This window comes from Paenibacillus ginsengihumi DSM 21568 (assembly GCF_000380965.1).
In the GTDB taxonomy this organism is placed as follows: domain Bacteria; phylum Bacillota; class Bacilli; order Paenibacillales; family NBRC-103111; genus Paenibacillus_G; species Paenibacillus_G ginsengihumi.
In genome coordinates, this window is the sequence record NZ_KB905558.1 from 22623 (window position 1) to 46993 (window position 24371).

The window sequence follows — 24371 nt, forward strand, 5'->3', positions numbered from 1 at the left end:
AAGAAAAGCATCTATCGACGTCCTTTCCGAGGATGTGTTGGAGCGCGCTTTTGGCGGCCGTTTTTCTTGGTACAGAAATTCGCATTTCGCTTTATTGCCGGCAGCGTGCCGGCCAGCACGACGGCCAAGACAAGCCGCTGGTTCTTTTTAGCAAAGTTAAACTTTATGTACGTTTAAAACCCCGCTCGTCCTCGGCAAGAAGGCAGCGGGGTTTGTCGCATCGTTGGCGTCTTGTGTCTTAGTCAGCGTCAGTCGGGTTCCCGGGACGGTTAGGACGGATTCCCTCCAGCAGCCGGCGAACCGCTTCTTCGGACAAATCGCCGGCCGACTTGAAAGCCTGAAGCTGGCGGATAATGTCCTGTCCCGCCGCTTCGCTTTCCTCTTCGTCCCTCGCGTAGCCGGGATCGAACCAGACGTAGGCTCCCTCCGGCCCGTTGCGCAAATACGGCCGGTCCCAAGCAGCCGGATATTCGTATGGCTCATCGCTGAACAGAATGCCCAGCACATCGTCGCTGTCCAGCGGCATCAGATAATGAAACGATTCCTCGGCGCCGGCGCCCGGGCCGACCGCTGCCAAGTTGCGATGAACGTAGGCGTAGTGCAAATAATGCTCCCCGGTCAACCGGTCCTTCGCGATTTCGTACAGTTCCAGCGCGTCTTCCTTGAGCAGACGAACCCGCTCCAGCCGCACCTGGATCGCATCTGCCTGCACAAGCTTCATCGCCTTGAACGATTGTTCTTGTTCGATCATCGCTATTCCCCCTGTGCCCGAGCGGTTCGGTTTGACTCTGTCAGCCTCAGGCTCCGTCGCGGCAGCTTCCATTTGAAGAATACGGATAGCATGCGCAGAACGACGATGCCGGCGAACAGCCCCATCATCGCCCACGAGCCCTGGAACCAGCCAAGGCCGATCAGCAGTCCGGCCAGCATGCCCCAGACCGCGTATATTTCGTCCCGCAGCACGAGCGGCTTGCGCCCGGCGAGCAAGTCGCGGATGATGCCGCCGCCGATGCCCGTCATCATCGCCGCGACGATCGTCGCGCTGAGCGGCACATTCATCTGCGTCGCATAGAGCGCCCCCTGGATGCTGAAGGCCGCCAGCCCGATCGCGTCGAACAGCGCCTCCCACGTTTTCCAACGGCGAATCCAGAGCGCCGGCAGCAAAAACACGAGCAGCGCCGTGATCAAGGCCGTCTTCAGAAAAAATCCTTGATTCCACAGCGAAGTCACCGGCATGCCGATCAATACGTTGCGCACAACGCCGCCGCCGAACGCTGTGACGAACGCAAGGACGAATACTCCCAGGATGTCATATTCCTCTTCCATCGCTACGACCGCCCCCGAGACGGCAAAGGCGATCGTGCCGATGATGCTGAAAAACTGCAGGTTTAGCTCAAGCCATCCGTCCATCGCGCCCGATTACACGCTCCAATCCAGCTGCACCAGGTTGCCTGTACGCGAAGATTCGTAGATCGCCTCGAGTACGAGCGAGTTGGCGAGACCGGACATCGCCGACGTGATCGGCTCCTTCCCTTCCCGGACGCACTCGATAAAATGACGGCTCATCCGGCTCCGCGCCCCTTCGTCGTCGCTCGGAACAGTCAGCTCGACATCGGCGGTGCGGTCGAACAATTCCGTGAACAGCCGCCCCTTGCCGTTGGTCAGCGCAGCCCCGCCTTCGGTTCCCATCAAGTAGACGTACGGCCCGTTGCTTACGAAATCGGTATGCGCCGCCCAACTGACATCGAGCGTCAAGGTGCTGCCGTCCTCCATCTTAATGAGCGCGGAGGCGAGATCCTCCACATCGTACGTGCCGTTCCAGTCCGGCTTGCCCCAGGTGCCGATGCCGCGCTTTTTCGGTCCGAATTCCGCGTAGGTCGTCCCGAATACGGACACCGGCTTCGGATTGCCCATCAGGTGAAGGGACAGATCCAGCATATGAACGCCGATGTCGATCAGCGGACCTCCGCCGGATTTGGCCATTTGCGTAAACCAGGTGCCCCAGCCGGGGATGCCTTTGCGGCGGCACCAGCCCGTCTTTACGTTGTAAATGCGGCCGAACGCCCCTTTGTCCGCCTGCTCCTTCACCTGCAGATTGAGCGGCTCCCAGCGCATCTGGTGAGCCATCATCAATACCTTGCCCGTCTGCCGGTGCGTCCGTACGATCTGCTTGGCCGAATCGGCATTGATGGCCATCGGCTTCTCGAGCAGCACATGCTTGCCGGCCTCCATCGCCTCTACAGCGATCGGCGCATGCATGTCGTTCGGCACGCAGACGACGACTGCATCGATGCCGGCATCCTGCAGCATTTCACGGTAATCCCCGTAAAGGCGCGGAATGCCGTGCTCCTTCGCTCTGGCTTCAGCCAGCGGTCGGTAAGCGTCCGTTACCGCGACAACCTCCGCCTCGGGCAGCGCCTTGAAGCCGTTTATATGCACATTTCCGATATTGCCGGCGCCAATGACGCCGATCCGAACTTTGTCGCTTGCGCTCATCGAAAATTCCCCCATGTAATCATTCAAACAGTCCTAATATACCATAAGTCGAGTGCCTTGGATATGCAAAAATAACGACAGCCGCATGGCCGGCCATCGTTACAAAATCCCCATATCCTTCGCCTTCTGCGCCGCTTCCTTGCTGCTTTTTCCGCCGAGCTTCTTCAGAATATTGCCGACGTGCACCTTGATCGTCCGAATGGACACGACGAACTTCTCGGCGATTTGCGTCTGGGTGTGCCCTTTTTCGATCAGATCCAGCACCTGCAGCTCCGTCGGCGTCAGCAGGCTGCGCAGTTCCTTCACCCGCACCTCATGCTCCAACTGTTTCAAGCGGCGGAATTCCTCTCTCATTTGCGCAGCGACACTCGGGTGAATGGCGCTCCGATTGGCATAAGCGCTGCGAATTGCCTGCGGAATTTCCTGGAAATCAGATTTGACCATATAATCGACGGCGCCGGCCTTGAACGCTTCGAAGATGAGCTCTTTCTCCTCCATCGACGATAGCATGATGACGCGCGCCCCGCTGCACTTCACGATCTCGGCCGCAGCCCATAGCCCTTCGGGCGAATCCGACATCATAATATCCAGCAGCACGACGTCCGCTTCGACCTTCTCCAGCAGCTCGACCCCTTCGGGGCCCGATTGCGCCTCGCCGACCACCTCGATATCCGGCTCCCGGCTCAGGTAAGCCGCCAAACCGCGCCGCCAATCGGGATCGTCCTCGATGAGAACGACGCGAATCCGCAATCGGTCCTGTCCTTGAACGTGTTCGGCATAACCTTCGTTAACCAACGCTCTCTCCTCCTGTTCGGGCGGCACGCTTCAATTTCGGCAGCTGGATGAATACGCTGGTGCCTTGTCCTGGCTTGCTGTGCATGCTCATCGAGCCTTTATGCTTCTGTATCGTATTATAACAGTAAGACAGGCCGAGACCGAAGTTCATTTTTTTTCCGGCCTTGGTCGTATAAAAAGGATCGAACGCGCGGCGCAGCTGCTTTTTGTCCATTCCTGTGCCGGTATCCTTGAATTCCGCAACGATCTTCCGCTTCGTCTCGGTCAGCCGGATCGTCAGCGTGCCGCCGTCCGGCATCGCTTCGAAGGCGTTCGTGATCACATTGGTGAACACTTCCGCCAGCTGCACCGGGTCGCCGCGCACGATGCCTTCTGTCAAGTATTTTTCTTCCACCTGAACATTGGCCCCCAGTCCGGGAGACAGCATGCGCACGCTCTGGGCGAGCAGCTCCGACAAGCGGACAGTTTCCGTATGAAGCGCCATCTCCTGCGTCTGACCCTGAATGCGCCGGACCATCTCGTCGATATGGCGGGAAGCTTGCAAAATAATGTCCATGTCGGCCGACAGCTGCCGGGGGTCGAGCCTGCCGGCTGCCGCTTCGGCTCTGACCTTCTCGCCGAACAGCCTGATTTTGCCGACGTCATTCTTGATCGCATGGTTCAGGATCGCCGTTCCGGAAGTAATGGCGCGAAGGGTGTAGTCGAGACGCTGGTTTTGGATCGATATTTGCAGTCCCATGAAGCCGTACCGGAAGCTGGACACGACGACGACGGCGACGGTAAAGGCGATAATCCACGTATTGTACCGCCACCAGTCGTAATCGCCCAGCCATGCCGGCAGCAGGTAGAGCGTGAACAACGCGACGATAAGCGGCGGAACCGCCGCCATGAATGTAAGCAGCCGGCTCCTGCGGAAATACGAGTTTTTTTCTTTCCATACCGCCAATACCAGCAAAATGGTCCCGGCCGCGATATACGCCGGCGCCCACCAGACGACGTACTGGTACGGAATCGGCGCGTTCCCTGCCGGCTCGTACAGGAAAGAGGACAGGACGGGAACGAGCAGCGCCCACGGCAGCCAGCCTTTGCCCCGCCATTCGGCATAGCCCGGGGAATACACGATGGCGAACATGAGAAAAGTGTACGGCAGTCCGTAATAGCAGACGAACGAGCATAATCGCTCCGCTCTCCACAGCCATTCCGCCTGTTCGTTGGATAGCCAACCTTGGCTTGTCCAATACGGGCGCCACCGCTCCCCGATGAGCGCCGCCAGCGCTCCCGTTCCTCCTGTAAAGGTGATGCCGCTGCTCCAGCGGGTTGCGGGTCGTTTCGGGTCCGTTGCGATCAGCAGCAGTCCGATCGTCCATAATCCGATCAATGCGAAGAACATGGCTGGCGCTTACCTGAACCGGCTTACAGCCGGTATTCCTTTCTCAGCTGATCCAGCTCTTCGCAGCACCGTTCGGCCCAGCGGACGAGCCGCTCGAGACGCTGCCGCTCCTGCTCCAGCGCCGTCTGCAGCGAGGCGCCGTATTCCGGCACCTCCCCGTCATACGGGCGAATCGATTCGCCGGGCACCAGGGCGATCTCTTGATACGCAAGCGCCCGGCGCTGGTGAAAGAATGGCACGTCCGGGTCCATCGGATGATGAAGGTCTCCCTGCGTCGGATGCTTGATCACGGCGAGTATTTTCACAGCCTGCTTCGCTCCGTTCGATGCTTCCGCAATCTCGCCGATATATTCGCCCGATTTATAGGAAGCCGTCACCCGCGTCCCGACCTCCCATGATCGCTGATGCATAAGTATCCCCCCTAGCTTGTTTATGCCATTATCTGCTTTCGCCGTTCACCCAGAGAAGCAGCTCGTCTGCGCCCCCAAGCCGGTAGCGCTTGCCGGCCAGCCTGCCTTCCCTGATTCTTATCATACACGGGACGCTCTCGATACGCCACTGCTTGGCCAGCCCGTAAGCGCAGTTGATGTTCAGCTTGACGAATTCGGGCGCGCCGGGAGACGTCCCGGCCAGCTCGGCCACAACCTCCATCATCCGTTCGCCGGCTTTGCACGTGCCGCATAACGGAGTATAGACATATACGACGGTGTCCCGCACGGCATGGACAAGCTCCGCCTGAGTGCGTTCCGGCAGTTTCATTCGCGGGCGGCCTCCTTTCGAGGCTTGAGAAACGGACGCATACCCGGGCGCATATAACGAAAGGAAAGGACGAGCGGATTGTTGTCCCGGCTCATCCTTTCCTTCGCGCAGCCGCCAAAGTCGAATCTTAGGCGTACTGCAGCTCGCGCTGCTTTTTGATATCCTCATTCGCCAAATATTCTTCATAGGTCGTCGTCCGGTCGATCAAGCCTTTCGGCGTAATCTCGATGATGCGGTTGGCGATCGTCTGCACGAACTGATGGTCGTGCGACACGAACAGCATCGTGCCGTCGAATTCGATCAGCCCGTTATTGAGCGCCGTAATCGATTCGAGGTCCAGATGGTTCGTCGGCTCATCCAGCAGCAGCACGTTGGCGCCGCTCATCATCATTTTGGACAGCATGCAGCGCACCTTCTCGCCGCCGGACAGCACGCTGGCCTTCTTCAACGCTTCTTCGCCGGAGAACAGCATGCGTCCGAGGAAGCCGCGGATGTACGATTCGTCCTGGTCCTTGGAGTATTGGCGCAGCCAATCGACCAGCGTCAGATCGTTGTCGAAATAGGCCGAGTTTTCCTTCGGGAAATAAGCCTGGCTCGTCGTGACGCCCCAGCTGTATTCGCCGGAGTCCGCTTCCAGCTCGCCCATCAAAATTTGGAACAGCGTCGTCTTGGCGATGCCGTTCGGGCCGACCAGCGCGATCTTGTCGCCTTTGTTCACAACGAAGCTGATGTTGTTGAGGACCAGCTCGCCGTCCACCGTTTTGGACAAACGGTCTACCGTCAGCAGCTGCTTGCCCGCCTCGCGTTCCGGCGTAAACTTGATAAACGGATACTTGCGGTTCGACGGACGGATGTCTTCAAGCGTAAGCTTCTCCAGCAGCTTTTTGCGGGAGGTCGCCTGCTTGGACTTGGATGCGTTGGCGCTGAAGCGGGCGATGAACGCCTCAAGCTCCTTGCGCTTCTCCTCGATCCGCTTGTTTTGTTCGCGCGCCATCTTGAGCGCCAGCTGGCTCGATTCGTACCAGAAATCGTAGTTGCCGACGTACATCTGGATTTTGCCGAAGTCGATATCGGCGATATGCGTACACACTTCGTTCAGGAAGTGGCGGTCGTGGGAAACTACGATGACTGTGCCCTCGAACTTGCCGAGGAAGTTGATCAGCCATTGAATCGATTCCAGATCCAGATGGTTCGTCGGCTCGTCGAGCAGCAGAATGTTCGGGTTGCCGAACAACGCTTGCGCCAGCAGCACGCGCACCTTCTGATTGCCGTCGAGCTCCTTCATTTTGACATTGTGCAGCTCTGTCGGAATGCCCAGGCCGAGCAGCAGCTCAGCGGCGTCGGATTCCGCCTGCCAGCCGTCAAGCTCCTGGAATTCGCCCTCCAGCTCCGCGGCGCGCATGCCGTCCTCTTCGGAGAAGTCCGGTTTGGCGTACAGCGCATTCTTCTCTTCCATGATTTTGTACAGGCGGGTATGCCCCATGATGACCGTCATCAGCACTTCCACTTCGTCGAATTCAAAATGGTTCTGCTTGAGTACGGCCAGCCGCTCGCCCGGAGTGATGCTGACCTCGCCCTTCGTCGGCTCGATCTCGCCGGACAATATTTTCAGGAAAGTCGATTTGCCGGCGCCGTTCGCGCCGATCAGACCGTAGCAGTTGCCTGGTGTAAATTTGATATTGACATCCTCGAAAAGCGCTCGCTTGCCGTATCGCAAGCTGACATTCGTAACCGTAATCATTTCGGATGAATCCCTACTTTCTATACTTAATAATTCGACGAAAATAATTCGACGAAGTCCTTCGGCGAAATTTTCAGGCGCCGAAGGTGACGACTGATGACGAAATGAAGCGCTCGCCATAGGCGTCTATCTTGAATATGGCACAGGTTTATTTAGCCAAGCTCCAAATTCCTATTATAGCATAACAGCGCCGCCATTCCTACTTATCTTTTGGCCGCTTCGATCTTCTCTACCAGCTCGGACAGCTCCGCCCAGCGATCCATCGCCTGCTCCAGCTCGGCGCCGATGCGCTGCTCCTCGCCGTACAGCTCCTGAACCTTGCCGTAATCGCTGCCCGCTTGCTCGATATCGGAGCGGATTTGCGCCAAACGCTCCTCGAGACCGGCGATGCGCCCTTCGATCTCGTCCCATTCCTTCTGCTCCTTGAACGACAGCTTGCGCGGTCGTTCGGCGCTGCGGCCGCCGGCTTCGCCGCTCTGCTTGCGGCTGTCCTCCCGGCGCGGCTCGTTCTCGTCCTTGGCCGCGCCGATCTCCTCTTTGCGCTTCTCCAAATAATCGGAATATGATCCGATGTAATGCCGCACCTTGCCGTCTCCCTCGAAGGCGAGCAGCCGGTCGGCCGTCCGGTCGAGAAAATACCGGTCGTGGGACACCGTAATGACCGCACCGGGAAAATCGTCGAGATAGTCCTCAAGAATCGTCAGCGTCTGGATGTCGAGATCGTTGGTCGGCTCGTCGAGCAGCAGCACGTTCGGCTCGCCCATCAGCGTCCGCAGCAGGTACAGGCGACGCTTCTCGCCGCCGGACAGTTTGCCGATCGGCGTCCACTGCTGGTTTGGGCTGAACAGAAAGCGCTCGAGCATTTGCGCCGCAGAGATGACCCGCCCGTCCGCCGTGCGGATTGACTCCGCCGCTTCCTTGATATATTCGATCACGCGCTGCTTGTCGTCCATTTCCGCGCTTTCCTGCGTATAATACGCCAGCTTGACCGTCGGTCCGGTGACGATCGTTCCTTCGTCCGGCGTCAGCCGCCCGGCCAGCAGATTAAGCAGCGTCGACTTGCCGCTGCCGTTCGGCCCGATGACGCCGATCCGGTCGCCGGGCAAGACGATGCAGTCGAGCCCGCGGATGAGCGGCCGCCCGTTCATTGACTTGCCGACATCCTCCAGCTCGATCACCTTCTTGCCGAGGCGGGACGCTCCCAATGCGATGTCAAGCTTCTCTCCCGGCCCGTCCGCCTTCTTGTCCATAAGCGCCTTCACGCGGTCCACGCGGGCCTTCTGTTTCGTCGTCCGCGCCTTCGCTCCCCGGCGCAGCCAGGCCAGCTCGCGGCGCAGCAGGTTTTGCCGCTTGTCCTCCTCGGCTGCCTCGCGTTCCAGCCGCTCCGCTTTCTTCTCCAGGAAGGCGGCATAGTTGCCTTCATAGCTGTACAGCTTGCCGCGATCCAGCTCGAAGATGCGGTTCGTCACGCGGTCCAGAAAATACCGGTCGTGCGTGACAACGAGCAGCGCTCCCCGCCACTTGCCCAAAAAGTCCTCGAGCCATTCCACCGTCTCATGATCAATATGGTTGGTCGGCTCGTCCAAAATAAGCAGATCGGCCGGCTGGATCAGCGCCCGGGCCATAGCGACCCGCTTGCGCTGGCCGCCGGACAGTTCGCCAACCTTCTGCCCGAACTGCCGGATGCCGAGCCGGCTCAGCACCGTCTTCGCCGCCGTCCCCGCCTCCCAGGCGTTCAGCGCGTCCATTCGCTGCTGTGCGGCGAACAGCTTGGCCTGCCGCTTCTCGTCGGCCGGATTCAGCTCGAGCTCGGCCAGCGCCCCTTCATATTCGCGCAGCGTCTGCATGAGCGGCGCGTCGCCGTGGAAAACCTGCTCCAGCACGGTCGATTGCGGATCGAATTCCGGATTTTGCGGCAAATACTGGACGCTGAACCGGTTCGCGTGAATGAGCCTGCCGCTTTCCATCGGCTCGACGCCGGCCAGCAGCTTGAGCAGCGTCGACTTGCCCGTGCCGTTCACGCCGACGAGGCCGATGCGCTCCTTCTCGTTGATTTGAAAATCGATATGATCGAACAGCACTTTATCGCCATACGTTTTGGTCAAGCTCTCTACCGTCAATATATTCAATGTGGTTCAGTCCTCCTGCGTTCCGTAAGGTGCGGCCGGATCGGCGACATAGGCTGCAAGCAGTGCGATCGTATTCATGATACCGTCGCGATGCGTCCGCTCCATGGCGTGCGACGCGTGAACGCCGGGGCCGATGAGCGCCGCGCGGATGTTGCTGCCGCCGCGCAGCGCTGCGGAAGCGTCGGAGCTGTAATGCGGATAAATATCGACCGCATAGCTCAGTCCCTCCCGTTTCGCCAGCTCGATCAGGCGGGTCGTCATCGCTTCGTCGTACGGGCCGGACGAATCTTTGGCGCAGATCGATACGTCGAATTCGGTGCAGCTCAAATCGTCGCCCATCGCCCCCATATCGACTGCGATCATCTCTTCGACGTCGCCCGGAATCCAGGACGCTCCGTGGCCCACTTCTTCATAGGTGCTGACGAGCAGGCGGAGCGTGCGGGCCGGCGCCGCCTCTCTGCGCGAGATCAGCTCCAGCAGCCCGAACAGCGCCGCCACTCCGGCCTTGTCGTCCAGATGGCGCGATTTGATGAACCCGTTCGGAAAAAAGCGGGTGCGCGGGTCGAACGATACGAAGTCCCCCGGCGAGATGCCGAGCGCTTGGACGTCTTCCTCGCCGCGAACCGGCTCGTCCAGCCGAATCTCCATCACCGCCTCCTCGCGCTTCAGATCGCGGGCATCGGTATAAACGTGCACCGACGGCTTCATCGTCATGATCGTGCCCTCGTAAGTCCGTCCGTCCCGCGTATGTACCGTGCAGTATTCATTCTCGACCGAGCCCAGCATATAGCCGCCGACCAGCGTAAACCGCAGGCGGCCGTTCGGCTTGATCGCCCGCACCATCGCCCCGAGTGTGTCGACGTGGGCGGACAGGCCGATTGCGCGCTCCCGGCTCGCCCCCGGCACGGTGATGATGCCGTTGCCTTTGGGCGTGAAGCTGAGCGGAAAGCCGAGCTTCTCCGCCTCGCCGGCAAGCAGCGTCATAATCGCCCGGCAATAGCCGCTCGGACTCGGCACGGCGAGCAGCCGCTCCAGCAGCTCCAGCACATAAGCTTGATTGATTTTCGAAACGATCGAATCCGTTCTGGACATTTCATTACCCCTTCCATTTGCTTCCGCAGCCGTAATTGTGTAAGCTTACCATGGGATTCCATGATATAGAAAGGTGAGAGAACTGTATGAGCGAAACGAACCAAACATTGCCGCCCAAAACCTGTGCCATCGAGCGTCTGGTCACTGTGAAGGACGATATTGACAAGGTGCTCAAAGGCGAGAAAACCGCAACCCGGCGCAACGGCCGTTATGCCGATCCGGGCGAAATCATGGAGCTCGAAGGCAAGCGGTTCGAGGTCACCCGGGTGTATCAGCAGTCGCTGGGCGAGTTGACCGACGACCACGCCCGTGCGGAAGGCTTCGAAACCGTTGAAGCGTACAAAAGCTACATTTTGTCCATGCATCCCGGCATGCCGTGGCTGCCGCACATGAAGGTGTGGGTTCACGAATTCCGGGCCGTGTAATATGCAAAAACAGTGTAGCCGTATAAAACATACAGCCGCTACACTGTTTTACTATCTTGCGCCGGCACTGGAGCCCCTCCCCGGGCTACACCGGGCACATGAGGCGACAAATCCTGCAAAAAATGCAACATTTTCCGGCCTCTTCGTCTCAGAAGAAGGAGAATGTTGTATTTTGTGCAACAATTTAGGGGCGGTTGGCTCCAAATCCGGGAATATCGCCCAAATTGTTGCACTTTTTACAACATTGAGCCGCAAATAAGGGTTATCCCCCCATTTTTGTTGTACAAAATACAACATTTGCTGGATCTCGTGGAAATAGCCCCCGGTACGCTGGCTCGTTTTCATCATCTGATGGTACTGCGCCAGCGGCATGGGAGTCTATCTTGAAAAATCAGCTTTGTGTACAAGTTGATTTTTCAATACCGAAGTTGGCGACCGATGACGAAGGATTCGTTCGCCAAGGCGTCAATTTTGCGAGAGGACCTGAGAAATCATATGTATCCATGGATCGTATTTATTCACGCCGTCAGTGCGATGGTCTCTATCGGACCGTTTATTTTATTGATTCCGTTGATGCGCAAGCTTCGTTCGGCCAAAGGCCCGGTATTCGAAGCTCAACTGGACTTGTTTCATGCCGCCGTTCGCTTGTCGAAACATGCAGGACATGTGCTGGTCGCTTCCGGCCTGCTGCTGATGTGGCTGGGCGGATGGCCATGGCATACGCCATGGATTGCGGCAACGCTCGCCGTGCTGTTCGCTTCGCTGTTATTCATGGCGCGCGCTTTCTCGCCGACGATCCGCAAGCTCCGGCAGGGCAGCGAGGGGCGCGAGGCGCTGCTCGCCAAACTGGCCCGCTCGCTGTATATTTATTTGACCGTGCTGTTCATCATGCTCTGGCTGATGATCATGAAGCCCGGCCTATGGGTTTAAGCGGGTTGTCTCAGCTTTCGAAATCGACGCACACGCTGGTGCCGTCCAGCACCTTCTTCATATGCGCCTTGACGGCCTCGTGCACAGGATGGACGTCGTAGGCCTTCAAGTCGTCCAAAGAATCGAATTTCGTAATCAGGGCAATGTCGTAAGACCGGTCCAAATGCAATACGTCCAGGCCGACTTCGATATGGCGGAGCACGTCGATCTTGCCTTCCATATTTCTGAGCACATTAGCCGTTTCCTGAATCGCTTCCGGGGAGCGGTCTTTCAGCTTAAAGAGCACTACGTGGGTAATCATCGGTTTCTTCCTCTTTTCCTCGGTTTCTCGGGCGGATAAGCCTCCTTTCCGAATTATAGCATTTTATAGCCTTTCGCGCACTCTCGCGAAAGCGCGATTGTACTGCGCCAGGCAGACTTGCCTGCCTCAAGCGCCGGATTTGAACACGAACTCCGTCCTGGCGACAGCGATGACATCGCCATCCTGCAGCGGATACGTTCTGTATGGAACAAGCGTTTCCCCGTTCAGCGAAGTTCCGTTGCGCGAGCCGAGATCCTTGACGACAAGATTCCCGTCCTCCCGGACGATCTCCGCATGAATCCGCGAGATGCCGGCGTCGTCCAAAGCGTAATCGACCTCATGCCCCTGACGGCCGAATACGAAGACGGATTTGCGAAGCGCGATCTTTTCGGTCTGCCCGTTTTTCGTCGTTTCCAGATACGGCGTCTTTCCCTTCCGTTCGGCTCCCGGCAGCGGCTTCAGCAGCACGGTCGCCGCCGGCGGCGCCAGCAGCGTCGTCACGGCCGATGCCGGCGGCTCAGCGAACGGGTTAGACGCAGCAGCGGATGATGACGGCACGGCGTTTCTCCTTGCGACAGCCGGCAGGGCTTCAGCGAATGGAGGCGATGCGGCGTGGGACGACGATGGTACGGCGGTTCTTCTTTCTACGGCGTGCGCTGTCGAAGCGTTAGCGCTCCCTTCGAATGAAGGGAACGCATTCGCACCGCCCGAGCCCGCTCCAGGCATGTCGCTTTCGCTGCGCCTCTCCCTGACGCCGGGGCTGACGGACGACAAGCCGACTTCCATCAGCCCGATTCGCGACAGCATCTCGCCCACTCGCTCCGGCTCCTCCGCTGCTGGATGGGGCTGCTCCGCGCTCCATTCGGAGCTATCGTCCACATCGTCATCGCTATCCCTGGTCGCACCGCGCTTCAGCAGCAAGTAAGCCCCCAGCACGGCGAACAGAGACAGCCCGCTGCATATATACAGCATCGGTTCCGTCGGCTTGTCGGCGTACAGTTTCCAGATCAGAGCCAAGCCGATCACAAAACCGGCCGCAACGAGCAAGGTCCGTCTGCTTTTCGGTCGTTGCCCCGCTGTGCCAGGCGCCTCCGGTTCGTCCGGCATAAACGGCAGAGGAGCTCCCTCATCCTTGGCCGGCCATTCCGAACCGGCGGCAGCGAATGAGGACGGCTGCGTGAATGACGACGTGAATGACGGCGTGGATGCTGACGAGGATTCCGGCATCTCTCCGGCAGGGCGCTTCCTATCTACAGCCTCAGAGCCGGCAGAGCGTGTGGCGGAAAAGCTTTCGGACGGCACCTCCTGCCGCCCGCCCCATTCTTCCTTCTCGAGAATGTGAATGTGACGCTGCAGAAGCTGTTTCATCCCGCCAAAGTGGAACGTTTCGTCCTGCAAATAGTCCATCAGCTCCTGATAGCCGCTGCCTCTCAGCTCGGGAACTTTACGGATCAGTCGCGAGGCCAGCTGCATTAGTTCCCCGGCAAGAGACTCCCCGTCTTGGCGCCGCGCAAGCGGCACATATGTCAAATACAGGTCGTCCAGCCCCGCTCCGCAATAAATGAAATCCTCGTGCAGCACATACCCCTCGGCGCGAAGCATGTATACCTTGCTATCGTCCAAAATATCGGCAAGCTCGTGAAGCAGGCCAAAATACCGGAGCAGCGGCAGCTTCTCCGCGCGCAGCCTTTGCGACAGCATTCGTCTGCCTGTTATGTTATAGACCAGCCGCAGGTCGCCGTTCATGCTTTCCGTCTGCAGCTCCAGCTGCCGCGGAATGCGGTTGGCCGCAACCATTTTGAGCTGAAAAGCATGAAGCTCCTCCTGCTTCAAGCCGTCCGGACGGCTTAACATCATAAAATGACCGTGGCGCTCGATATATTCGACGGCAAATCCTTGTATGGCCGCAGCCGTCATAAATTCTGACCTCCTTTATTCGCCATGAATCTTGAAAATAGCCCAGGGTGAGCAGCTCATTTCATCTTCTGATAGCGACAAATCCTGCAAAAAATGCAACATTTTCCTCCCTCTTCGCAGCAGAGGAAGGGTAATGTTGCATTTTATACAACAATTTGGGCGTGTTGGGCTTCAAACCCGGGAACATTGTCCGAAATGTTGCACAAAGTGCAACATTGAGCCGTAAATAGGGTTGATTGCCCCGTTTTTGTTGTACAAAATACAACATTTGTTGACTATCTTGAAAAATCAGCTTTATCTACAAGCTGAATTTTCTGGCACCGCAGGCGACGACCGATGACGAAGGATCGCCTGTCATAGGCATCTATCTTAAAAAGTTGGAACGATTCCCTCGCCAACAGCGTCTAGACGCTGCTCCACTGCCACAAAGCGTACAACACCCCGGGCAAAACCGCCCACATGAACGGAAACTGCGTGTAACGTTTTTGCTCCGTATCCTCTCGCCATTCGCGGATTTGTGTCCAGTCTTTTCGCACAGCGATGCGCCAGACGGAAATGCCGAGCATGCAGACTCTGGCCACCCAGTCCCGTTTCCACAACAGAATGCATGCGGCCAGCAACCCTGCGAACAGCAAGGAAGCAGCCATTGCATACAGGACGAACCCCGCTCCGGTCAGCGCTCCCAATGCGCCGAACAGCTTGACATCACCCGCGCCTACCGCGCGGCACGCATACAGCAGGAGCAGCGGAATGAAGCCGCAGGCAAAGCCTGCAGCGGCAAAACCGAGACCGCTTAAGCCGTCCGCAATAGCGTGAACAGCCGCACCGGCCGCCGCGCCGCCCGCCGTCAGCCAATTCGGTATTTTTCTCGAACGGACATCGGTGATGAACGACGCCAGCAGCAGCAGCGCCGCGATTGCTCCCGCCGCCGTCATGAACTTCCTCCGATCCAGGCCCGCTCCACAGCCCTTTTTTTGATGACAATGGTCTTCCGATAAAACGGCACTGCCAGCTTCATCTCGTACTGCGCCTCCAGTCCAAAATACGCATTGTCTTTATTGTCGAAGCTCGGAAATTCAAGATCGGTCACTTTAAGTCCCTCAAGATGGAGTCTTCGCGGGTTGGCAAAGCTGGACAAGACGGGAAGCGCAGCGCCGTACATCGCTTCCTCCGCCTGCCGCTTCGCCGCCTCGCCGGCTTCCGTGCCCAAGTTCTCCAGCGCCTCCCGCTTCGTTCGTTCCCAGGCGACGAGCTTCACGACAGGTTCGGGGATCCAGCGGCTGTAGTCGTCCACGAACGTTTCCGCCTCGATCGCCGTCTGCCGGGCGCTCTCTACCCGGCTCGTCACATAGTTCAGCCAGGCGGCCGGCCTGCTTTGCGACCACTGTTCCTTGCCCTGCTGGTACAATAGATCGACAGGATACAGATTGGCGGCGACGACCTTGGCCGTGCTCGATACGGCCGACTGCAGCGCCATCTCCGCGAGCGCGATCTGTACGAAAGCGACGAGAACCATAATCAGCGACATGAACAGCGGGAGCACAAGCGCCGCCTCGAGCGTGATGCTTCCCTTGTCTTCTCCTCTCAGCTTCATCGGAAATGATCTTCCCCTTTCCGCCAAACCTATCTTGAAAATTCGGCAATATCACACGAGCCGAATTTTCTGGCACCGCAGGTGACGCCCGATTGACGAAGGAACCGCTTGTCATAGGCGTCTAATAGGCGATATCCGCGGTTTTGACGATACGGCAGCGGTTGCCCTCCACCTCGCATCCCGCGAATCCGGCATGGCCGTAAAGCTTCATGACGCCTGGCAAAAACCAGAGCCGGAACGACGTCTCCGCGCGTCCGGATACGTATGAAGCCGCCTGGCGCAGATCGATGCCCGTATTCAGCTCAATCAGCGCCTGCATGCGCGACAGCAGGACGGAATCGCGGCTGTGCAGCAGCAGAAACAGCCGCAAGTAGTCTTTGTAAGCCATTGTAAATATGCTTCCCAGCTTCTCCGCAACGGGAACCGCTTCGCCCTGAATGAGCCGGATCATATCCTGCTGAGCCTTTATAGCGCCCTCTGCCAAGGCGGCCAGCAGGACGGCCAGCGGCGACCCTGCAGCCAGCAGCTCGTTCTTCGGGGAGAGCAGCGCTTCCGCAGTCCGTATGGCAAGGCGGAATGCGAACATTTCCGCATAAGCTAGCGACTGATTTCCGGCGCAGGAGCCGGAGCCGTAGATCAGGAACTCGACCTCCTGGTTTTGCAGCGGATGCGACTGCGGCTGCGACAGCTCGTTGATCGGCTTCGGCGTGCCGTCCGGCAGCTTCTCGAGTCCCAGCGTGCGGTAACTGAACTTGCTGACCGCGAACTCGTCAATATAAAACTCGTCCCGAATATCCGTTAGCAGAGAACCGAGGCCCGATACGAGCTTCAGCGCGCCGAGGCCGGCCCGGTCGGGGTCATCCAGATCAATGTCGGGGAGCGGCTCCGGAGCGGATTCCAGGGCGTTCAACTCCATATAGGCATGGTAAGACCCCCCCGTCCCCTGCGAGGAATCGCCCAGCAGCTTGACATAATGCTCCTTGTACGGGTCAACCGATGAGGCGAGGGAGCAGGCTCCCATCACCCGCTTGACTTCATCCAGCACATTCTGTACGGCGGAGCGGCTCTCCCGCTTGGAATCGGCCGCCGCCTGCCGGTTCCGGTTGCGTTCGGCCTCCTTCCCCTTCTGCGCCTCGTATACGCTCTGCACCTGCTGCCGGAACGATTCCAGCGTCTTATCCGTTGCCGTATATTTTTGCGCCGTGAACATCAGACCGTCCTGAAGCTGGGCCTTTAATGCCGAGAACAGCGAGACGGCTGCGGCGACATCGCTTTCGTAGCGGTCCAGCTCCTCCGGAGCGATCAGATGAACGCTGCCGAACGCCTGATCGGCGGCATAGCCTGGGGATGCTCCTTCGGCAGCGCTCCGCAGCGCTTCGTTCAGCTGCTCGCTTGCCTTCTTGGCTTCCGCCATCGCCTCCTTGAAGCGGGCGAACTGCTTCTGCAGCTCGCTGTCGTCATGATCGGATTTCAGCTTCAGCATCGCCAGCAGTTCTGCATACCGCAGCAAATCGGCGAGCAAGCTCTCCAGCTCGCTCACCTTGGCGGACGCCTCCCGCAGCTCGCCGATCAGCTCCCTGCGCGTCTCGGACAGCCGGCGAATCGATTCCCTCGCTTCAGCGCCGGAGCGGATGAGGGAATCGATGGAGCGATCGATGCTGCTGATCTGCTTGTCCAGCTTCTCCACCTCTTGCTGAGCGGTTCGCAGGGATGCCCTGACGTTCTCCACCGTATGGATGCCGATTTTGTCACTGAGCGCGTTCAGGTCGCGAAGCTGCGTTTTATAGAACGGATAGACGTCGCCCGCTATCCGGTTGATCGCCTCCAGCGCGGCCCACGCCTTGTCGAGCTGTTGGTCTCTTTCCTCCAGCGGCTCTTCGATCTTGGCGGCATTGTCGGCGAACGTCGACGCCTGTTCGAGTCCTGACGTTACATTCGTCTTCTTCAGCTTGTCGAATACGTCAAGCGCATAGATCATCGGCGCCCGGTATTTCATCTCCTCCAATATTTGTCTCTTGAATACCGCATGGCTGGCGAGCGAATAGACGGGCGTCAGGCTGGCGCCCTCCGCTTCAAGCCGGTGGTCCAGCAGCCGGAAGCGCGGCCCTTCCGCCGCCTCGGACAAGTTGCCGCTAACGACCCGCCTGAACACTTCGCCGGAAGCGTCCGCTCCCGAGGTCAGGCCGTACAACCCGTAGCTCTGAAGCTGCGGGGAAAATCCCGCGAGCGTCGAGCGGACGCCTGCTTTCACGGCAAGCTCCGCCTCCTGGTCGGCCGCTCGCCAGCGCACGACGTCCACGAGCACGCCGCAGAACAAAAATACCGGGACGATCAGCAGCATCAGAAAGACGGAAACGGCTCCCCGCTCTTCCTTGCGCCAGCGCGTCCATTTCCCGTTGATAGGCGCTCCCCCCTTTCAGACACCGGCGGCTACCTGTTATGAATGACGACAACGATGCCGCTGCGGGCGAGCTCGTTGCGGAAGGCAGCGGACAGCTTGACTTGCCCTTTCTTCGTTTCGAAAAAATGCCAGACGACGCCGCTGATTTTCGCCCCGCTGCGCAGCAGCTCGGCATCCTTCGGCAGCTGCACCTCGCGCAGCTGCTTCTCAGTAAATGTGTAGAAAGCCTGGTGCGCGATGCCGTTGGCATCGAGCGCGTCGATCTCCCGCACCATGCCGGGCTTCACCTCCACCTTCTGAGCCGTCCCCCCGACGAGTCCGCGCAAATATCGCGCCGCCTCATTGTGGCTTGATATGACCGTTCTTTCTTTCGGCACCGACTGCGGCTCCTTCATCAGCTGCTTCGCCGCGGACGGCCGGATGCGGTCCTTGACTTCTCCGATGAACGATCGCGTCAAATCGGTCAATCGCGCCGTTTCCACCGGATCGACGACAACCGCCGCCGCGTCCGAGCGAACCTCGTCGGCTCCCCATCGGTTCATGCGATACGCCGGAGAGTGAAAGGGCCTGGCGAGATACACCTCGATATCGCGGATAAGACCGCGGTTGCTGAAGCGCAGCTCGCCCTTCCAACTGCTTGGGAGACGGGCGGCGGCTTGCGACAGCTTGTCGGCCGGAGCAGAAGACCCGCCTCCCGCTGCGGCCGGCAGCGCAACGCGCACCGGATCGATCGGGAGCAGGAAGCTGAACAGATGAAGCGCGTTGTCGTTCGTGAGCCGCCAATACAGCGGATCATGGCGGCCGGGCTCGACATAGCCCGTCGCATGATCCTTGGCCGAATTGTCCCAGACGAACGCGGAGCGCTCCGCGGTCAGGCTTGCCGACTGATACAGCGACGCCTGATGATAGACGAATAGCGCGATAAAGAGCAGCAGCACCGAAGCGATCAGGATCGTCGGCAGAATCAGCGACGCTTCCAGCGTGAAGCTGCCGGCGGCGGAACGCCGCAGCCGGGCGAAAGCGCTGCGGCAGCTTCTGAGCATGCGGCGTGCAGCAGCCAGCTTCTCCCGCTGGCTTCCGTTATTTCGGACTAATGCTGCTCGCATCATCGCTAATCGAACCTGACTGGTTCGTAATTTCCGTATCGGCGGATTTAAACAGATCCCCGACCCACTTCATGATCCACTTCCTGAACGCGATCGCAATGATGACGAGAACGGCTACAATCAGCAATATTTCCAGCGTGCCCAGACCGTCCTCCTCGTGCCAAAATCGTTTCCAGCTTTCCTGCAATCGAAGCTTCATTTGTCCCATCCTCCTCTGTATTTACCCGTTCATCATGAGCAGCGCAGGCGCCGCCACGACGACCATCACCGCAAAAAAGATCAGCACCATCGGAAACACCATTTTGGACGATGCCTCTTCGCCCAACGTCTTGGCCAGCGCCTTGCGCCGTTCCCACAGCGTGAAGGACAGCTCCTTGAGCGACATGACCAGCTCGTCGCCGCCGCGCCGGTAATTGAGCAGCAGCGTCGTGGTGAACATGGCCGCCTCCTGCAGCGCGCAGCGCTTGCTGAATTCCTCCATCACCTTCGGGAACGATGCGTTCATCTGCAGCGCCCGCACGGCCCAGGACAACTCTGTCCACAGCGGATGCGCGCTTGCGCCGCTAAGCTCCCTGGTTTCGACGATCCGCTGCAGCGCTTGAGGCACCGTCTCGCCGGCGTTAACCAGCAGCATGATGCGGTTCAGCGCCTCGGGCAGCTCCAGCAGCATGGCGCGCTTTCTTTGCTCAAGCCGGTTCGTAAGCCGCTTGTACTGCACAAGCGGTATGAATATGGCGATTGCCGCTCCGTACGCCGGCATCTCGGCATTATCCGCCGCCCAGCCGAGCAGCGAAGAAAACAGCAGCGCAGCCGCCATCCACGACCAGATGCAGGCGTAGAACCATTTGGTTCGCACCCCGGCTTCGCGCCGGCCGTACAGTCCCGCCATGACCGCATGCACCTTGCCGGTCAGCTCGGACAGGCGGTCCATGAGCCGCAGCCGGTCGATCGTCCATAAGCCGGCGGCGGCGAACCAGCCGTCCCGAAACGACAAGCCGTTCTCACGCACCCAAGGCCGGTACTTCGGCAGCGAGACGGCGAGCAGCGCAGCCATCCCCACCGCTTCCAACACGAACAGCATCAACATGGTTATCACCGCTACCGTTAAATTTGGATCGACATCATTTTGCGAATAATCAGAAAACTGGCAATGAACACACCCAGCGCTCCGGTCATAATGAGCACGCCTCCGGAGCGGTAAAGCGGCTCCATATAGTCGGGCGTCGTAATCGACAGCACCCCGATCATGGCGACGGGCGCCATCGCCAGGACGTTGGCCTCGAATCTTTTTTGCGCCAACAGCACCTTGATCTCCTGCTGTATATCCAGCTTGTCCTGGATAATCCCGGCCGTACGACGCACGACCTGGATCAGGTTGCCGCCGGAGCGCTTGCAGACGAGAAGCACCTCCGCCAGCTGCCGGATATCCTCCAACTCCGTGCGCACCGCCAAATTCATGACCGCCTGCTCCAGATTTTCCCCGTTGTCGATGCGGCGGTTAATGATTTCCAGCTCCTGCACGATCATCGTCCGCGGGTCGGGATACAGCAGCTTCAAATCGTCCAGCGCCTCGCGAAAGGCCGATTCCACCGATTTGCCCGCTGCGAGAGATGACGAAAGCGAGGCCAGCAGCTGCTTGAACTGCTGCTGTAGCTGCGCTTTGCGGGAGCGAATCACGCTCTTTCGGCGCAGCGCCGGCAACGCCAGTCCGGCGCTGGATAACAGAATGACCGCTGCCGCGTGCTTGTAGAACACGACGCCGATCAGACCGGCGATGACCGCCCCTGCCAGCGCAGTGAGGACCGTCTCGGCCAGGCTCATCTCGTACCGGTCGTAGCGGGGCAGCGTTGCGGCAAGGTCCGGGACGCCCGGCACTCCCCCGGCACCGGGCCCCTTGGTCTTACGGCTGCCCTTCGCCATGCGGACAAGATGATTCGGTTTCAAAAAAGCGGCAAGCTTGCGCATACGGTTCGCAGGCGCCGTTTCGCCCTTTGGCCTGCAAATATTATGCTTGCTGGCGTCACGGCGCTCCGTCCCTCCCTCCATTCCGATCATGTTCATGGCCGCAGGCGATGCCTGCCATTCGCAGCTTCTCCACGTTGTGCAGCCGGTGGCCCGTCCGAACGAGCTCCCCGCGGAGCCGTCCGCCTTCGTCCTCGCCGCTTTCCTCGAACCGATAGAGCGGGCGAAGCTCCACCTCGCCTTCCCGCAGTCCGAGCACCTCGCTGATCTCGGCCACTTTGCGGCTGCGGTCGCGCATTCGCTGCAGGTGCACGACGATATCGAGCGCCGAAGCGATCTGCTTGCGCACGACCTGGATCGGCAGCTCCGCTCCGCTCAGCACCATCGTCTCCAGGCGGCTCATCATGTCCGCCGCGGAGTTGGCGTGCCCGGTCGACAAGCTCCCCTCATGGCCAGTGTTCATTGCCTGCAGCATATCCAGGGCTTCGGCTCCGCGCACCTCGCCGACAATGATCCGGTTCGGCCGCATCCTCAGCGACGTCCGGATCAGGTCGCGGATCGAAATCTCCCCCTTTCCTTCGGAGTTGGCGTTGCGCGTCTCCAGGCTGACGAGATTCGGCACGCCGCGAATTTGCAGCTCGGCCGAATCCTCGATCGTAATGACCCGTTCGTCCCCGGGGATATGCTGGGCCAGCGCGTTCAAAAAGGTCGTTTTGCCCGAGCCCGTCCCCCCGCTGATAAAGATGTTGAATTTCGCCTTAACCAGGTCCGTCAAAAAGCGGGCCGCTTCCTCCGACAACGCCCCCCAGGCGATCAAATCGTCCAGCGACGGCGGGCGCTCGGGGAATTTGCGGATCGTCATGACCGGACCGTTCAAGGCCGCAGGCGGCAGCACGATGTTGACGCGGGAGCCGTCCGCCAGCCTGGCGTCGACGATCGGGCTCGATTCGTTCACGACCCGGTTCACCTTGCCCACGATCGTCTGAATGACGTCCTCCAGCTTCTCCCGGCTATCGAAGCGGATGTCCGTTTCCACGACCTGCCCGTCTCTTTCCACGAAAATGCGGTCGTGCGAATTGATCATGATTTCCGTGATCGACCGATCCTCCACCAGCGGCTGCAGCACATCCAGCCCGCGGAAGGAATGGAACAGCGCAGCGACCAGCTTCTCCATCGCGGCTGCGGTCAAATGCGCCTGCCGGGCATAGGCGAACACCTCTTCCTCGATCCGCTCCCTGAGCTCCGCGTCCGTCAGCGATATCCCCAAATCCAGCCGCTCCCGGATTTGCTCTTGCAGACGCCTCTTCACTTCATGCGCGGACATGACGGTTCACCTGCCCGCCGCTGGCAGCGAAAGCATCCAACACGCCGGCGGCACGCTCCGCAAAGGGCGGCGAATAGCGTCGCTCCGGATCGGCAGCGGCCTTCCATTCCGGCACATACGGCAGCCGTTCCGCGATCTCAATGCCGTACGCCGACATGTTGTTTACCTCGCGGCCGATCCAGCGGTTGACGACGAAGCTCGTTTTTTGCCGCAAGCCGAAAGACGCGTTCATTCCGCTCATCCCGCTTAGCTGCAGCGCGCATTTGCCCAAATGCACCTCGTCGTCCAATACAAGCCAAATAATGCGGTCCGCACAGCGCAATGCTTCCGCGATCGGTCCGTGAAGCTGGCTGTCCAGATCGAGAAAAATGCGATCGTACGCTCCCGACGCCTGCAGCAGGCGGATCAGCCGGCTTACATCCTCCCCATCCATATCTTCCCATTGCTCCGTATTGCGAAACGGAGGCAAAGTATCGAACTTCCATTCCGGCTGCTTGCGCTTCCACTGCTCCAGCTTGGCCGATGCGGCCGGCGGGTTCGTTCGCAAGTAGTACAACAATTGCGAAAGCGCCTCTTCGTCGCTGTCGATGCGGTATTTCGCATAGGACGGGAGCCGCTCCAGGCAAAGGCAGAAGACGCGCTCTCCCCGAATGGCGCAGCGGCGGGCCGCATGCACGGCAGCCGTCGTTTTACCGCTTCCGCCTGCTGCGGAATACCAGGCGACGACCTGCGCCCCGGAGCCCGAACCGTCCCGAACCGGCTGGCGGTATTCGCCGGTCTGGGCCGCGATCGCGGAGAGCAGACGGTCGAGCGGCTGATACTTGCACAGAACGGGGCAGCCAGCCGAACTGTCCTGCGCTTCCCGCTCGCTTAGCGCGACAACCTTTGCCGTGCCGCGAACGGCCTCCGGCGGCAGCGGCAGGCACGATTCGTGAACGAGCAGAACGAACGGCTCCTTCATCAGGCTCAAGCCCTCCAAGCCGGTCCCCCGATCCTGGTAGCAGCTAACGTGATATTGATCAGCATATTCCGATACCCGAACATACGCCGTGAGCATTTCGCAAAAATAATCGTCAGGATCGATCACAATGAGCGGCAGTCTGTTCATTCGATCGGCGGACACCTCCTTCTTCGCAGTTTCATTGGATGAGGCGAGCAGGCTCGCCCCTCTTTCAGCATTTCGCCATCGCCGCGCGATGCCAAAGCTGAACATAAACATGTTCACGCAAGCAGCGGATTGTCGGTCTTCATCAGCCCCCTCTCCCCAAACCGCAAGCAAAACAAAAAAAGCACGCGCCGGAAAGAAATTGCATTCTTTCACAGCGGTGCTTCCGCTTGGTTCCTATGGATGAATTTACAAACTGAATTATAGCAGACTTTAGCAAAAAATCAATAGGCGATTGCAAAATATTGTCTTATGCCAAATCTGGCCGCGCCCGGCCGTCCAGCCGTCCGGTTTGTCCAGCTTGATCAGGGATCAGGCGCAAAGCTTAGGGACACGGTCAGCCCTGGGCCGCATATGCCTGCTTGTTCCGCTCGATTTGAGCGACATGAGAGTCGACATGCTCCGCAAACATCTGGACGATGTCGCGAAGCGTCTGCTTGCCTGCCACGTTATGGATGCCTGTCCGCTCCCAGTCCTCCGGCTTCAGCGCTTGCAGCACGGGAACCATGCCGGCGCGGAGCAATCTGAACATCTCCAAATACACATTCATATCGAGCGAAGCATAGTCCAGCCTGCCCGCCCAAGCATCCGGGTCGAATTTGAACAGCAGCGGATTCTCCTCGGCGATCACCTTCTTCATCCGGTGAATGGCCACCATCTCCGCATCAGCTACATGAACGGCGACCTCCTTGATGCTCCATTTGCCGGGTCCCGGCCTATACGACAAGAGCGGCTCCGACACGCCTTCCAGTGCGGCCGTCAGCCGCTCGTAGCCCGATGCGTAATGCTGAATAAGCTGTTCCATTTCTTTCGCCTCCTGATCGGATATGCCGCCCGTGTCCGA

The 24371-nt window shown here is 59.2% G+C and carries 25 protein-coding genes and 1 pseudogene; 4 read left to right on the forward strand and 22 right to left on the reverse strand.

What is annotated here, in order from left to right:
• Positions 1-238: 238 nt before the first annotated feature.
• From F591_RS0108175 to F591_RS0108220, 10 genes are all read right to left on the reverse strand, one after another.
• Entirely contained in the window at positions 239-751 is a 513-nt protein-coding gene (locus tag F591_RS0108175; protein ID WP_019534106.1) for a hypothetical protein, read from the reverse strand.
• 2 nt (positions 752-753) lie between these two features.
• Positions 754-1410, reverse strand: coding sequence for a trimeric intracellular cation channel family protein (locus F591_RS0108180; protein WP_019534107.1), 657 nt, complete (start codon positions 1408-1410; stop codon positions 754-756).
• Between the two features lie 9 nt (positions 1411-1419).
• On the reverse strand, positions 1420-2496 hold the full coding sequence (locus F591_RS0108185; protein WP_019534108.1) for a Gfo/Idh/MocA family protein: 1077 nt from the start codon (positions 2494-2496) through the stop codon (positions 1420-1422).
• 99 nt (positions 2497-2595) lie between these two features.
• Positions 2596-3291 (reverse strand): response regulator, encoded by a 696-nt coding sequence (locus F591_RS0108190; RefSeq protein WP_019534109.1) that lies wholly within the window; start codon positions 3289-3291, stop codon positions 2596-2598.
• Positions 3284-4681, reverse strand: a complete 1398-nt coding sequence (locus tag F591_RS0108195; protein ID WP_019534110.1) for a sensor histidine kinase — start codon at positions 4679-4681, stop codon at positions 3284-3286. The genes F591_RS0108190 and F591_RS0108195 overlap by 8 nt, the downstream gene beginning before the upstream one ends.
• 23 nt (positions 4682-4704) lie before the next feature.
• Entirely contained in the window at positions 4705-5091 is a 387-nt protein-coding gene (kapB, locus tag F591_RS0108200; RefSeq protein WP_019534111.1) for a kinase-associated lipoprotein KapB, read from the reverse strand.
• A gap of 28 nt (positions 5092-5119) precedes the next feature.
• Positions 5120-5440 (reverse strand): thioredoxin family protein, encoded by a 321-nt coding sequence (locus F591_RS31935; protein WP_019534112.1) that lies wholly within the window; start codon positions 5438-5440, stop codon positions 5120-5122.
• A gap of 127 nt (positions 5441-5567) precedes the next feature.
• On the reverse strand, positions 5568-7181 hold the full coding sequence (locus tag F591_RS0108210) for an ABC-F family ATP-binding cassette domain-containing protein (protein ID WP_019534113.1): 1614 nt from the start codon (positions 7179-7181) through the stop codon (positions 5568-5570).
• A gap of 203 nt (positions 7182-7384) precedes the next feature.
• Complete coding sequence (locus F591_RS0108215) at positions 7385-9310, reverse strand: ABC-F family ATP-binding cassette domain-containing protein (RefSeq protein ID WP_019534114.1); 1926 nt, start codon at positions 9308-9310, stop codon at positions 7385-7387.
• A 6-nt stretch (positions 9311-9316) separates the two neighbouring features.
• Entirely contained in the window at positions 9317-10402 is a 1086-nt protein-coding gene (locus F591_RS0108220) for a M42 family metallopeptidase (protein ID WP_019534115.1), read from the reverse strand.
• Between the two features lie 86 nt (positions 10403-10488).
• On the opposite strand from F591_RS0108220, the gene F591_RS0108225 reads away from it, so the two are divergent.
• The 3 genes from F591_RS0108225 to F591_RS0108230 all read left to right on the forward strand — a co-directional run bounded on the left by F591_RS0108225 (position 10489) and on the right by F591_RS0108230 (position 11757).
• Positions 10489-10827: an ASCH domain-containing protein gene (locus F591_RS0108225; RefSeq protein WP_019534116.1), complete on the forward strand. Its 339-nt coding sequence runs from the start codon at positions 10489-10491 to the stop codon at positions 10825-10827.
• Between the two features lie 162 nt (positions 10828-10989).
• Complete coding sequence (locus tag F591_RS32665; RefSeq protein WP_083935380.1) at positions 10990-11214, forward strand: hypothetical protein; 225 nt, start codon at positions 10990-10992, stop codon at positions 11212-11214.
• A 108-nt stretch (positions 11215-11322) separates the two neighbouring features.
• Positions 11323-11757, forward strand: a complete 435-nt coding sequence (locus F591_RS0108230; RefSeq protein WP_026326460.1) for a hypothetical protein — start codon at positions 11323-11325, stop codon at positions 11755-11757.
• Positions 11758-11767: 10 nt separating this feature from the next.
• Here the strand turns inward: F591_RS0108230 and F591_RS0108235 are convergent, their stop codons facing one another.
• A complete protein-coding gene (locus tag F591_RS0108235) occupies positions 11768-12058 on the reverse strand; it encodes a Dabb family protein (RefSeq protein WP_019534118.1) in 291 nt (96 codons plus the stop codon).
• A 126-nt stretch (positions 12059-12184) separates the two neighbouring features.
• A complete protein-coding gene (locus tag F591_RS0108240; RefSeq protein WP_019534119.1) occupies positions 12185-13975 on the reverse strand; it encodes a DUF6382 domain-containing protein in 1791 nt (596 codons plus the stop codon).
• A 133-nt stretch (positions 13976-14108) separates the two neighbouring features.
• Between F591_RS0108240 and F591_RS33520 the strand changes: the two are divergent.
• A pseudogene (locus tag F591_RS33520) lies at positions 14109-14315 on the forward strand (hypothetical protein).
• A 64-nt stretch (positions 14316-14379) separates the two neighbouring features.
• Here the strand turns inward: F591_RS33520 and F591_RS0108245 are convergent.
• The 10 genes from F591_RS0108245 to F591_RS0108290 all read right to left on the reverse strand — a co-directional run bounded on the left by F591_RS0108245 (position 14380) and on the right by F591_RS0108290 (position 24332).
• Complete coding sequence (locus F591_RS0108245; RefSeq protein ID WP_019534120.1) at positions 14380-14910, reverse strand: A24 family peptidase; 531 nt, start codon at positions 14908-14910, stop codon at positions 14380-14382.
• Positions 14907-15569: a TadE/TadG family type IV pilus assembly protein gene (locus F591_RS0108250; protein WP_019534121.1), complete on the reverse strand. Its 663-nt coding sequence runs from the start codon at positions 15567-15569 to the stop codon at positions 14907-14909. Before F591_RS0108250 ends, F591_RS0108245 begins: the two co-directional genes overlap by 4 nt.
• A gap of 121 nt (positions 15570-15690) precedes the next feature.
• The gene (locus F591_RS0108255) at positions 15691-17910 is read right to left on the reverse strand and encodes a hypothetical protein (protein WP_019534122.1); all 2220 of its coding nucleotides are present in this window, start codon (positions 17908-17910) and stop codon (positions 15691-15693) included.
• A gap of 89 nt (positions 17911-17999) precedes the next feature.
• Positions 18000-19079 carry a hypothetical protein gene (locus F591_RS0108260; RefSeq protein ID WP_245581001.1) on the reverse strand — a complete coding sequence of 360 codons (1080 nt, stop codon included), beginning with the start codon at positions 19077-19079 and terminating at the stop codon, positions 18000-18002.
• Positions 19051-19275: a Flp1 family type IVb pilin gene (locus tag F591_RS0108265; protein ID WP_019534124.1), complete on the reverse strand. Its 225-nt coding sequence runs from the start codon at positions 19273-19275 to the stop codon at positions 19051-19053. Before F591_RS0108265 ends, F591_RS0108260 begins: the two co-directional genes overlap by 29 nt.
• A gap of 21 nt (positions 19276-19296) precedes the next feature.
• On the reverse strand, positions 19297-20157 hold the full coding sequence (locus tag F591_RS0108270) for a type II secretion system F family protein (RefSeq protein WP_026326462.1): 861 nt from the start codon (positions 20155-20157) through the stop codon (positions 19297-19299).
• A 23-nt stretch (positions 20158-20180) separates the two neighbouring features.
• Positions 20181-21137 carry a type II secretion system F family protein gene (locus F591_RS0108275; protein WP_019534126.1) on the reverse strand — a complete coding sequence of 319 codons (957 nt, stop codon included), beginning with the start codon at positions 21135-21137 and terminating at the stop codon, positions 20181-20183.
• Positions 21097-22362 (reverse strand): TadA family conjugal transfer-associated ATPase, encoded by a 1266-nt coding sequence (locus tag F591_RS0108280; RefSeq protein ID WP_019534127.1) that lies wholly within the window; start codon positions 22360-22362, stop codon positions 21097-21099. Before F591_RS0108280 ends, F591_RS0108275 begins: the two co-directional genes overlap by 41 nt.
• Complete coding sequence (locus tag F591_RS27615) at positions 22349-23470, reverse strand: P-loop NTPase family protein (RefSeq protein ID WP_019534128.1); 1122 nt, start codon at positions 23468-23470, stop codon at positions 22349-22351. The genes F591_RS0108280 and F591_RS27615 overlap by 14 nt, the downstream gene beginning before the upstream one ends.
• Before the next feature lie 394 nt (positions 23471-23864).
• Positions 23865-24332, reverse strand: a complete 468-nt coding sequence (locus F591_RS0108290; protein ID WP_019534129.1) for a DinB family protein — start codon at positions 24330-24332, stop codon at positions 23865-23867.
• Positions 24333-24371: the final 39 nt, after the last annotated feature.

What these genes read in the sequence shown, in the direction of transcription:
- F591_RS0108210 (WP_019534113.1), bottom strand. Translation starts at nt 7,181, where the DNA reads ATGATTACGGTTACGAATGTCAGCTTGCGATACGGCAAGCGAGCGCTT.
- F591_RS0108235 (WP_019534118.1), bottom strand. Translation starts at nt 12,058, where the DNA reads ATGATTACCCACGTAGTGCTCTTTAAGCTGAAAGACCGCTCCCCGGAA.
- F591_RS27615 (WP_019534128.1), bottom strand. Translation starts at nt 23,470, where the DNA reads ATGAACAGACTGCCGCTCATTGTGATCGATCCTGACGATTATTTTTGC.
- F591_RS0108250 (WP_019534121.1), bottom strand. Translation starts at nt 15,569, where the DNA reads ATGAAGCTGAGAGGAGAAGACAAGGGAAGCATCACGCTCGAGGCGGCG.
- F591_RS0108275 (WP_019534126.1), bottom strand. Translation starts at nt 21,137, where the DNA reads ATGAACATGATCGGAATGGAGGGAGGGACGGAGCGCCGTGACGCCAGC.
- F591_RS0108225 (WP_019534116.1), top strand. Translation starts at nt 10,489, where the DNA reads ATGAGCGAAACGAACCAAACATTGCCGCCCAAAACCTGTGCCATCGAG.
- F591_RS0108180 (WP_019534107.1), bottom strand. Translation starts at nt 1,410, where the DNA reads ATGGACGGATGGCTTGAGCTAAACCTGCAGTTTTTCAGCATCATCGGC.
- F591_RS0108260 (WP_245581001.1), bottom strand. Translation starts at nt 19,079, where the DNA reads ATGATGCGAGCAGCATTAGTCCGAAATAACGGAAGCCAGCGGGAGAAG.
- F591_RS0108270 (WP_026326462.1), bottom strand. Translation starts at nt 20,157, where the DNA reads ATGCTGTTCGTGTTGGAAGCGGTGGGGATGGCTGCGCTGCTCGCCGTC.
- kapB (WP_019534111.1), bottom strand. Translation starts at nt 5,091, where the DNA reads ATGCATCAGCGATCATGGGAGGTCGGGACGCGGGTGACGGCTTCCTAT.
- F591_RS0108290 (WP_019534129.1), bottom strand. Translation starts at nt 24,332, where the DNA reads ATGGAACAGCTTATTCAGCATTACGCATCGGGCTACGAGCGGCTGACG.
- F591_RS0108220 (WP_019534115.1), bottom strand. Translation starts at nt 10,402, where the DNA reads ATGTCCAGAACGGATTCGATCGTTTCGAAAATCAATCAAGCTTATGTG.
- F591_RS32665 (WP_083935380.1), top strand. Translation starts at nt 10,990, where the DNA reads ATGTTGTATTTTGTGCAACAATTTAGGGGCGGTTGGCTCCAAATCCGG.
- F591_RS0108245 (WP_019534120.1), bottom strand. Translation starts at nt 14,910, where the DNA reads ATGACGGCGGCGGGAGCAATCGCGGCGCTGCTGCTGCTGGCGTCGTTC.
- F591_RS0108185 (WP_019534108.1), bottom strand. Translation starts at nt 2,496, where the DNA reads ATGAGCGCAAGCGACAAAGTTCGGATCGGCGTCATTGGCGCCGGCAAT.
- F591_RS31935 (WP_019534112.1), bottom strand. Translation starts at nt 5,440, where the DNA reads ATGAAACTGCCGGAACGCACTCAGGCGGAGCTTGTCCATGCCGTGCGG.
- F591_RS0108255 (WP_019534122.1), bottom strand. Translation starts at nt 17,910, where the DNA reads ATGCTGCTGATCGTCCCGGTATTTTTGTTCTGCGGCGTGCTCGTGGAC.
- F591_RS0108280 (WP_019534127.1), bottom strand. Translation starts at nt 22,362, where the DNA reads ATGTCCGCGCATGAAGTGAAGAGGCGTCTGCAAGAGCAAATCCGGGAG.
- F591_RS0108265 (WP_019534124.1), bottom strand. Translation starts at nt 19,275, where the DNA reads ATGAAGCTTCGATTGCAGGAAAGCTGGAAACGATTTTGGCACGAGGAG.
- F591_RS0108230 (WP_026326460.1), top strand. Translation starts at nt 11,323, where the DNA reads ATGTATCCATGGATCGTATTTATTCACGCCGTCAGTGCGATGGTCTCT.
- F591_RS0108175 (WP_019534106.1), bottom strand. Translation starts at nt 751, where the DNA reads ATGATCGAACAAGAACAATCGTTCAAGGCGATGAAGCTTGTGCAGGCA.
- F591_RS0108195 (WP_019534110.1), bottom strand. Translation starts at nt 4,681, where the DNA reads ATGTTCTTCGCATTGATCGGATTATGGACGATCGGACTGCTGCTGATC.
- F591_RS0108240 (WP_019534119.1), bottom strand. Translation starts at nt 13,975, where the DNA reads ATGACGGCTGCGGCCATACAAGGATTTGCCGTCGAATATATCGAGCGC.